Source organism: Streptomyces chiangmaiensis (assembly GCF_036281785.1).
Taxonomy (GTDB): Bacteria; Actinomycetota; Actinomycetes; order Streptomycetales; family Streptomycetaceae; genus Streptomyces; species Streptomyces chiangmaiensis.
This window is the reverse complement of the sequence record NZ_JAYWVC010000109.1, coordinates 18,487-28,106: the sequence shown is the minus strand read 5'-3', so window position 1 is coordinate 28,106 and position 9,620 is coordinate 18,487. Positions and strand designations below refer to the sequence as shown.

Annotated in this window: 5 protein-coding genes and 4 pseudogenes; 4 read left to right on the top strand and 5 right to left on the bottom strand. The window is 65.2% G+C overall.

What is annotated here, in order from left to right:
• Window positions 1-354 precede the first annotated feature (354 nt).
• From VXC91_RS47085 to VXC91_RS26640, 3 genes and pseudogenes are all read right to left on the bottom strand, one after another.
• Window positions 355-492, bottom strand: a pseudogene (locus VXC91_RS47085) (IS30 family transposase); the annotation flags it as partial.
• A gap of 213 nt (window positions 493-705) precedes the next feature.
• On the bottom strand, window positions 706-1,245 hold the full coding sequence (locus VXC91_RS26645; protein ID WP_329509874.1) for a YkgB family protein: 540 nt from the start codon (window positions 1,243-1,245) through the stop codon (window positions 706-708).
• 162 nt (window positions 1,246-1,407) lie between these two features.
• Window positions 1,408-1,647, bottom strand: a pseudogene (locus VXC91_RS26640) (class II fructose-bisphosphate aldolase); the annotation flags it as partial.
• A gap of 4 nt (window positions 1,648-1,651) precedes the next feature.
• Here VXC91_RS26640 and VXC91_RS26635 point away from each other — a divergent pair.
• The 4 genes and pseudogenes from VXC91_RS26635 to zwf all read left to right on the top strand — a co-directional run.
• Window positions 1,652-2,080: pseudogene (locus VXC91_RS26635) on the top strand (HAD family hydrolase); the annotation flags it as partial.
• Window positions 2,077-4,138, top strand: a pseudogene (locus VXC91_RS26630) (glycoside hydrolase family 65 protein). The pseudogenes VXC91_RS26635 and VXC91_RS26630, both read left to right, overlap by 4 nt.
• Window positions 4,139-4,903: 765 nt before the next feature.
• Window positions 4,904-5,938: a phosphogluconate dehydrogenase (NAD(+)-dependent, decarboxylating) gene (gene gnd, locus VXC91_RS26625; protein ID WP_329509873.1), complete on the top strand. Its 1,035-nt coding sequence runs from the start codon at window positions 4,904-4,906 to the stop codon at window positions 5,936-5,938.
• Complete coding sequence (gene zwf, locus VXC91_RS26620; protein ID WP_329509872.1) at window positions 5,935-7,371, top strand: glucose-6-phosphate dehydrogenase; 1,437 nt, start codon at window positions 5,935-5,937, stop codon at window positions 7,369-7,371. The genes gnd and zwf overlap by 4 nt, the downstream gene beginning before the upstream one ends.
• Before the next feature lie 322 nt (window positions 7,372-7,693).
• Here the strand turns inward: zwf and VXC91_RS26615 are convergent, their stop codons facing one another.
• Together VXC91_RS26615 and VXC91_RS26610 are read right to left on the bottom strand one after the other, a co-directional pair.
• Window positions 7,694-8,185, bottom strand: coding sequence for an HPP family protein (locus VXC91_RS26615; protein ID WP_329509871.1), 492 nt, complete (start codon window positions 8,183-8,185; stop codon window positions 7,694-7,696).
• Between the two features lie 56 nt (window positions 8,186-8,241).
• Window positions 8,242-8,916 carry an HAD family hydrolase gene (locus VXC91_RS26610; protein ID WP_329509870.1) on the bottom strand — a complete coding sequence of 225 codons (675 nt, stop codon included), beginning with the start codon at window positions 8,914-8,916 and terminating at the stop codon, window positions 8,242-8,244.
• Window positions 8,917-9,620: the final 704 nt, after the last annotated feature.

The following is a 9,620-nucleotide window of genomic DNA, read 5'->3' as shown; positions in this document are numbered from 1 at the left end:
CATTACTGCTCCGGCTACTGGCGGGCCCAGTCCAGCATGCGCTGGTACTCCTGGAGCGTCCGTCGATGCGGATCGATGCCTGATCACGGTTGGTCTCGGGATCGACAGCCGTGGCCGTGTGGGTCGACTTGTGCGGATCGATACCGATCAGCATCATCGACGGTCTCCTTCCTCGAACATCGGGTCAGTGGAATCCGCAGCTGACATCCCGACTTCGAGAAACGTGGGTGGCCGATGCTCATGCCACTGCTGAGTCAAGCCGCCAACGGATACCGGGCAGGTCGACACACCCAAAGAGAGCCAGCCCCACGGGCGGCCAGCCCGATCACGAACACAGCTACCCCCGATACAAGTCGGGAAGTACTGGCGCAGGAGTCCGCTGGTGTTTTCGTCTGTGCCCCGTCGCCAGGGGCTGTGTGGGTCGGCGAAATAGACCTGCAGCGCGGTGTCGATGCACAGTTGGGGATGCTGGGCCAGCTCGGGCGCGCGTTCGGCTCGCTCCCGAGGGCGGCCCGGCCGTCGCCTTGTGGGCCGATGAGACCTGCCCCTACCTGGAGATCTTCACCGGTGACACGCTTCCTTACGCCGACCGACGCCGTACCGGTCTGGGTGTCGAGCCGATGACCTGCGCGCCGAACGCGTTCAATTCCGGTGAGGGACTGATCACCCTGGGGCCCGGACAGACGCACGAAGCGCAGTGGGGCATCAACCCCGAAGCTCGTCGCTTCCGCCAGGTCGCCCTTTGGCGTGAAACGGCTCCTGGAATTCGCCACCATCATGGTTTCGCTGTCCGGCTTGCAGAGACTCGGCAGCCGTGAGCAAGGAGGCTCCCAGCAGCACGATGTCCTTCACCAGGAACTGGCCGGCGAGGGAGAGCTTCGGTTCGCCGCGCCTCTCCTGCCATGCCTCAGGCGTTGTGGCCAGAAAACTGAGAGTCGTGGCGAATATCCCGGCGGCCCCCAGGCTGCCTAGCGCCGAGGCTCTCGGCGCGAACGGTCTCGCCGCAATCAGTGATCCTATAACCATCTCTGTTATTCCGAAGAGCCTGGCCAGTTTTTGCTCGCCGAGTTTTGTGACAAGCCGTGAGAATATAGGGCTCGCGGTGACCAACGGCCGAATGTTCTCAACCTCATAACTTTCGAACTTGAGCCGCCCAATCGTCAGGAGATTGAGCGCCAGTCCATAACGGATCGTTGAGAATCCTGTATTCTGAAGGCCCTTACTGACCGTGGAACGCATTCCCATACGGGTGTCCCTTCACACGCTGCACTGCAGGACTCACCTACATCTAGCGAGCGTACGCCGGATCCCACACACTGGCACGCCGACCTCCGGAGCCTTTTCACATTCACTGAAAAGACGTTCTATTTCGTGAGGCCCCGGTACTCAGTCACCCCCCCGGCGCGACTACTTCAATCTCTTGCCCGCGGAGCGAAGGTTTTCGCAGGCCACGCCGACCCGGGCGGCCATGCCCGCCTCGGCGGCCTTGCCCCAGGTGCGCGGGTCGTACGCCTTCTTGTTGCCGACCTCGCCGTCCACCTTGAGCACCTCGTCGTAGTTGCGAAACATGTGGTCGACGACTAGGCGGGTAAAGGCGTACCGGGTTTCGGTGTCGATGTTCATCTTGACCACGCCGTTGTCCAGGGCCTCGTTGCTGGAGCAGATCCACGCCCAGGGCGTCGAGGCGTACGCGGGCTCCGTTCGTTACGTCGAGGCCGCGCGGACGGCCGGGCTGTCCACTGCCGTGGTCTCCTCCAGCGCCAATGTCCATGACGTCCTGGTGTCGGCCGGGATCAAGGGGCTGTTCGACGTACGGATCGATGGTGTTGTCGCCGCCGAGCGCAAGTTGCCCAGCAAACCGCACCCAGACACCTGCCTCGAATCTGCGCATGACCTGGGCGTTGAGCCCGGCGCAGCCGCGGTCTTCGAGGACGCGCTTGCCGGCATGGACGCCGGACGGTCCGGCCGCTTCGGATATTTCGTCGGAATCGACCGGGTCGGTCAGGCTGATGCGCTGTACCAGCACAGCGCAGACGTCGTCGTGGGCGACCTCGCCGAGCTGCTGGAGGACAGAACGTGATTACTGATTCCGCCTACGTGGTCGAGCCCTGGCAGGTGCGCGAGACCGGGCTCCACCGGGACGTTCTGGCACAGAGCCAATCCGTCTTCGCCTTGTCCAACGGACACATCGGTTAGCGAGGCAATCTCGAGGAGGGTGAACCGCACGGCCTGCCCGGCAGCTATCTCAACGGCGTCCACGAGCTGCATCCACTGCCGTACGCGGAGGCGGGATACGGCTATCCCGAGTCCGGCCAGACGGTCATCAACGTCACCAACGGCAAGCTGATCCGTCTGCTGGTTGACGACGAGCCGTTCGACCTGCGTTACGGAGCGCTGCGGTCACACGAGCGGGTGTTGGATCTGCGCGGCGGGCTGCTGCACCGCGTGTGCGAATAGTCCTCGCCTGTCGGCAAGGCCGTGCGCGTGCGCTCCACCCGCCTGGTCTCCTTCACCCGGCGGGCCGTCGCCGCGATCGCCTACCAGGTGGAACCGCTCGACGATGAGGTGCAACTCGTCCTTCAGTCCGAACTCGTCGCCAACGAACCAATGCCCACCCCGAGCGACGATCCGCGCGTTTCCGCCGCCCTGGAGTCCCCACTCCACGCCGAAGAGCACAGCACCCCTGACACGCGGCTACGCCTGGTGCACTGCACCACCGCCAGCGGCCTGCGGGTCGCCGCCGCCGCCGACCACATCGTGCACGGCCCGGCGTCCACCCAGACCTCCGCTGAGAGTGGGGACGACGTGGCCCGGCTCACCGTCATCACCGACCTCAAGCCGGGCGAGACGCTGCGCCTGGAGAAGTTCATCTCCTACGGCTGGTCCGGGGCACGCTCGCTACCGGCCCTGCGGGACCAGGTGGAGGCCGCACTCTCCGGCGCTCGCAGCACCGGCTGGCTAGGGCTGGTCGACCAGTGGGGACATGCGGACGTCGAGGTCGACGGTGACGCGGAGATCCAGCAGGCCGTCCGCTTCGCCCTCTTCCATGTGCTGCAGGCCGCCGCCAGGTCCGAAGGCCGGGCCATCCTGGCCAAGGGCTTGACCGGCTCCGGATACGACGGGCACGCCTTCTGGGACACCGAGATCTTTGTCCTGCCGCTGCTCACCTTCACCCACCCGCGATGTGTGGCCGAAGCCCTGCGCTGGCGGCAGAACACCCTGCCCGCGGCGCGGGTCCGCGCCCGCCAACTGGGCCTGAGGGGTGCGGCTTTCCCATGGCGGACCATCGATGGGTCGGAGTGCTCCGGCTGCTGGCCGGCCGGCACCGCCGCCTTCCACGTCAACGCCGACGTCGCCCATGCCGTGATTCGCTACCTCTCCCTCACCGATGGCGTGGAGTTCGAGCGCAAGACCGGCGTGGAGCTGCTGGTGGAGACAGCCCGGCTGTGGCACTCCCTCGGGCACCACGACTCCGATGGCCGTTTCCACATCGACGGTGTCACCGGGCCCGACGAGTACAGCGCGGTCGTCCACGACAACGTCTACACCAATCTGATGGCCCAGGAGAACCTTCGGGCCGCCGCCGACGCCGCCGAACGCCACAGGGAGCAGGCGGCCGCCCTCGGGGTCGACGAAGAGGAGACGGCGGCGTGGCGGGATGCCGCCGAGGCGATCACGGTGCCCTACAACAGCGCGCTGGGGATCCACGAGCAGCCTGCGGCTTCACCCGCCTCCAAGAGTGGGATTCCGCGCCGGCCTGCACATCGCCTCGCTGGCGGGCTCCTGGATCGCGCTGGTAGTGGGCTTCGGGGGCATGCGCTACCGCGAGGAAACACTGCATTTCGCTCCCAGGCTGCCCGAGAAGCTCAGCCGGCTGGCCTTCTCCGTCCACGTGCGGCAGCGGTGTCTGAGAGTCGAGATCACCGGTTCCCGGGCCACGTACACCCTGATGCAGGGAGAACCGCTCCAGATCAGACACTGCGGAGAGCCGTTGACTGTATCCCGCGGCACCCAGCAGACACGGCCCGTCAAACCGCCGACCGTCCTGCCGGAGCCCTCCCAACCACCCGGACGCAGCCCCAGGCGCCCCGCACCTGCCCGACGTGAACGGATAGAAGCAGAAGCTGGGGCCGGATGAAAAGTTGAGGGTGGGCACGGGCGCTTCTAGGCTGACAGGAGTGGGTGAGCGGGACGACCCGCACTCGGCCAGCATTCAAGCATCTTGCCTGCACAGGCGGTCCTTCCCGAACTGGTGGCCTGCCTCATCGCACGGCCGTGGCGTTACTCCGGCTTTTCGGTAAGGCTCGTCGACGCAGTGCGAAAGCGTAGACACTCCTCGCGGAGTGTGGAGGGCTGCTCAGCGATGACCGACCTGGACATGCTGTCGGTGAAGCCGATTCGTGGATTGTGCGTGGATACGGTCCAGAAGGCCGAATCCGGGCATCCGGAACTCTGATGGGCATGGCACCCGTCGCCTCCACGCTGTGGTGGCGGTTCCGATCCGGCCGAACCGGCAGCGTTCCGTACACGCCTCTGCCGTGCTGTCGTCGCTACTGCACCAATACGATGCCCGACGAGACGCTCGAGGCCTTCTACGATCACGGCGAGGTGGGCGAGCCCCTACCGGCTGATGGCAACGGCTGCGACGTGGTGGTTCGCCGACGCCAGGCGTGGATGTCAACACCCTTGCCGCGAAGCTCCAGAACGACGGAGCGGCGTCATTCGTGGCCTCCTGGAACGACCTCTTGGCGTGTATCTCCGCGCAACGAGAGGCCCTTGTCTGACCCAGCCCGATCTGATGCGAGGGGGCGAACTCCCTTCCTCTCGGTCCATGGGAGGCACGCCACCCTTCGTGAGCGATCAAGCCGGATCAATTGACAACACGTGCTAGAGGAGAGCAGCAATGGCAACTGACACCCCTATGCAGCTCGGCATGATCGGGCTCGGACGGATGGGCGCGAACATCGTCCGCAGACTCATGCGGGACGGCCATCGTTGTGTGGTGTACGACCTCAACGAGAGCGCGGTGAAGGAACTCGAAGGCGAGGGCGCAGTCGGTGCCAGTTCGCTTGAGGACTTCGTGGCCAGGCTGGAGCGGCCCCGCGCCGCCTGGCTCATGCTGCCTGCCGCCGTCGTACAGTCCACCCTCGACCAGCTGGTCGAACTGCTCGATCCGGACGATGCGGTCATCGACGGCGGCAACTCCTACTACCGGGACGACATCACCCGCTCCAAGCAGCTTGCTCCTCGCCGAATGCATTACCTGGACTGCGGGACTTCGGGCGGTGTCTGGGGTCTGGAACGCGGCTACTGCCTCATGATCGGCGGCGAGCCCGAGCCCGTCGCCCGGCTCGACCCCATTTTCCGCAGTATCGCGCCCGGTGCCGGCTCCGCCGAGCCGACACCGAACAGGCGGGCCGACGGGTCGGCATCGGACGGCTATCTGCACTGCGGACCGAGCGGCGCCGGGCACTTCGTGAAGATGGTCCACAACGGGATCGAGTACGGGATGATGGCCGCGATCGCCGAGGGACTCAGCATCATCGAGCATGCGGACGCGGGGCTCCGAGACCGCGCCGTCGACGCCGAGACCGCTCCGTTGCGCGAACCGGAAGCCTACCAGTACCAGATCGACGTCGGCGAAGTTGCCGAGGTATGGCGCCGCGGCTCGGTCGTGGGGTCCTGGCTGGTCGACCTGACCGCCGATGCCCTCGCCCGATCGCCGCGGCTGGAGGAGTTCACCGGTCGTGTCTCAGACTCCGGCGAAGGCCGATGGACGGTGCTTGCGGCGGTCGATGAAGGCGTGCCCGCGGCCGTGATCACCACCGCGCTCACCGAGCGATTCGAATCCCGGGGCCTGGGCGAGTTCGCCGACAGGCTCCTGTCCGCCATGCGCAGTGAATTCGGCGGCCACGCCGAGAAGAGGAGCCAGCCGTGACTCGTCCAGACGATCACGTGATCGTACTCTTCGGGGCCACCGGCGACCTCGCCAAACGCAAACTGATTCCAGGGCTCTTTCACCTCGCCCAAGCCGGCCTCCTCCCCGACCGCTACCGCATCGTAGGCTCGGCACCAGCCCAGTCCGCAGTGAGCGACGACGACTTCCGCAAACACGCGCGCGACTCCGTCGCCACCTTCGGGCTGTCGGAGCCCTCTGGGCCGGCGTGGCAGACCTTCGAGGAAGCCTTGTCCTTCGGTGCCGCCGACGCGGAGGCCCCCGAACCGCTGCTCGAGACAGTGCGAACCGCCGAGGATTCCCTGGGCGGCCGGGCACGCAGGCTTTTCCATCTGGCCGTTCCGCCCCCCGCCTTCCCGTCCGTCATCACCATGCTCGGCCACACCGGCCTCGCGCAGGATTCCAAGGTGATCGTCGAGAAGCCCTTCGGCACCGATCTCGCCTCGGCACGAGCGCTCAACGAGACCATCCACGCCGTCTTCGACGAATCCCAGGTCTTCCGCATCGACCACTTTCTCGGCAAGGAGTCGGTGGACAATATCCTCGCCCTCCGCTTCGCCAACGGCCTGTTCGAGCCGATCTGGAACCGCGACCACATCACCCACGTGCAGATCGACGTCCCTGAAACGATCGGGCTGGAGGGCCGCGCCCGCTTCTACGAAGGCACCGGCGCCTTCCGGGACATGATCGTCACGCACCTGATCCAGGTGCTCGGGATCGTGGCCATGGAACCACCCGTTACGCTCGACGCCAAACCACTGCGGGACGAAAAGGTCAAGGTCTTCGAGGCGCTGCGCCCCATCGAACCCGGGCACGTCGTATGCGGCCAGTACGAGGGCTACCGCGACGAGCCCGGTGTCGCACCGGACTCGGGGACCGAAACCTTCGCCGCGCTGCGCCTGGAGGTGGACAACTGGCGGTGGGCCGGGGTGCCGTTCTATCTACGCTCCGGCAAGAACCTCGCACAGCACCGTGAGGTGATCACGCTCGGTCTGCAAGAGCCGCCCCTGAGGATGTTCCAGCCCCACCTTTCCGAGCAGGAGAACGAGCGGGGCAACAAGATCGTGATCGACTTCGGAGACCCCGGATGGATCGCCGCCAACTTCCTCGCAAAAAAACCCGGCCCCACGATGGACCTCGGACTCGCACGGATGATTTTCCGCTACGCCGATTCCTTCTGCCAGGCCCACGGACTTCAGGGCTATGAACGACTCATCCTAGACGCCATGCTCGCCGACCAGTCGCTGTTCACCCGCTCGGACGGCATCGAACACATCTGGGAGGCATCTACCCCCTTCCTGGAGGATCCCCCACCGCCGCAACCCTACGCCCCCGGCTCCTGGGGCCCCGAGCCCGCCATCAACGAACTCATAGCCCCCCACCACTGGTACCTGCCGGACGACGGCCCAACCTAGGTGACGGGCCTCGTAGCGCTCTGCCGGCTTCGATGAGAGGCCTGCCGCGCGCGTGCACGCAGCGGGTTTCTCTCTCCCACATCGCTGCTTCCCTCAGGCATCGGTGACTCAACGTGCCACACCTGAGGAATGCGAGCGCAGAGCGCCGACCGCCTCAAGACTGCCGTGCCAGACGCTCCGCGAGTTCGCTGTTGATCAGCTCCAGGGTCTCTTTCTGATCCTCGAACTCTTGCGGCGTCATCGTCATGCCCTGAGCGTGTGAGCTAAGTGTGTAGTGAAGCACCCGAATGGCGTTGACCGACGAGAAGAAATTGGCGCAGTTTCAAATTCGGGGGAGGAGAGCGACAGCGGCGAAAAGGAGCGCTAGGCCGGTCAACATGCCGTAGAGAGGCGGCCCGGGGCGAGCCAGTCCGGAAGCAATGAGCAGCGCGGTGGATGCGGCCGGCGGATGATGGGCGTCCAGAAGAACAAGCAACAGGAGTGTTAACCCCACCGCCAGGGCCTGCGCGGCGATCTGGCGCCAGGTAACGTGCTGCCCTTCGATGACTGATGGGTAGTGCCACAGGCCGAAGGCCGCCAGGCACCCTAAACCGCTGACGGTCGCGCACGCGTGACCCAGAAGACAACAACGGAGCCGTGCGGCTGCTGTCTGTGGATGGGCCAGCAGCAGGTAGGCCGTTGGGCCGAGTGTCGTGGTGAGCAGCACCCATCCTACGGATTGGCCGACAGCGCCCACACCCGCGAGCAGGGCCGTTGTCAAGACAAGCAGCTTTCCTCCCGACCGCAGCCGAACACGGAATCGGTTCTCTTGCATGCAGGCTCACACCCTGAAAGGTAGGACAGCCTCTAGCGATGAGATACGGAAGCAGATCACAGGCCCGGGAAAGGTTCGGTCAAGGATGTCAGCACGTGGTCGGCCTTCGTGGCACGCAGCTCTGGGACTGTGTAATGACCTGTAGCCACCCCAATGGGGGTCGCGTTTGCCCTGAGCGCTGCTTCGATGTCGCGGGGGGTGTCGCCCACGACGTATACCTCGCTGCGAGTCAGTCCTCGGCCGTGCAGCCGGGCCGCCTTGGCTACCGCCAGCTGGGCAATCTCCCCCCTGTCTGGCGAGTCCGAGCCGTAGGCGCCGAACACAAAGTACCTGCCGAGCTTCGCAGGTTCCATTTTAATCCTCGCAGCGCCTTCCATCGCGCCGGACAACAACCCTAGAGTGACCCCAGCCTCAGCCAGCTGCTGCAGCGTCTCCTCGACACCGTCCAACACCCGATATTCCTTGGAAGTCCAGATGTCCTCTGCCAAGTGGCATAAGTAAGCGGTGTACAAACGGCCCAGTTCGTCACAGCTCGGCTCGCGACCGATCACTGCACGGAACGTTTCCCGACCGACCTGTGGATCGGTCTCTCCGGCGGAAGAGTGCTCTCCGATATCGGCTGCCACGCCGTGCAGATGGTCAAACGCCCAGGTCCAACTTCGTGCCCCCGACCCGCCAGTGTGGATGAGAGTTTCGTCGATGTCAAATAATACCGCGATCGGACCGCTCATTCTGCCTCCTCCTTTCCGGCCGTCGTCGGGCTGCCCGAGCAGACAGTGGTCCCCCTCGATCGGGCGACACTGTCTCGTACTTCCTGCTGAACCGCCGGGACAGAGCTTTCGCCGATGGGCCGTGACGTGCGCTGCGTATCCATTTTGCCGTCGATCCGTCCAGTGAGCGCGCGGACGCGAAATGGCTAGCGTGAGGTAGGTAAGTCAGCAGAGTTGCGTTCACCGCGTCCAGGTGAACCCAACTCGTGGGGGTAGGAGCGTTCGGGTAAAGCCGCTCAGGTCGTGGGGTGGGAGAAGGGGCCATCGCGTGGCGCTCCTCTCATGCTATGCGCGCCTCGAGGCTTTCGCTGCGCAGACGGCGGCGTTTGCATAGATCCGACGCCAGGTTGCAGCGCGCGGACGTTGATGCTGCCGTGGAACTTACTGATACCACGCAGGACTACGGCATTCGGCACCGAGCTGCGTGATCGTCGGATTCTCGATGCGTCCGGCGGTGCCGGTCCACTGGCGCTGGACGTGAGCGCGTCGGCGAACGTTTTGACCATCGCGCACAGCAGATCGGGACTCGCCGCGGAGAGATTCTCTTCGGCGAGAGCATGCAGAGGCAGACTGTCAGGTGCGGTCATCGTGCTGATCTCCTTCGTGACTTCGACATCTCGAAAGATCAACCGGTGGCCGTTCTTCTATGCGGGCATCAACCAGAA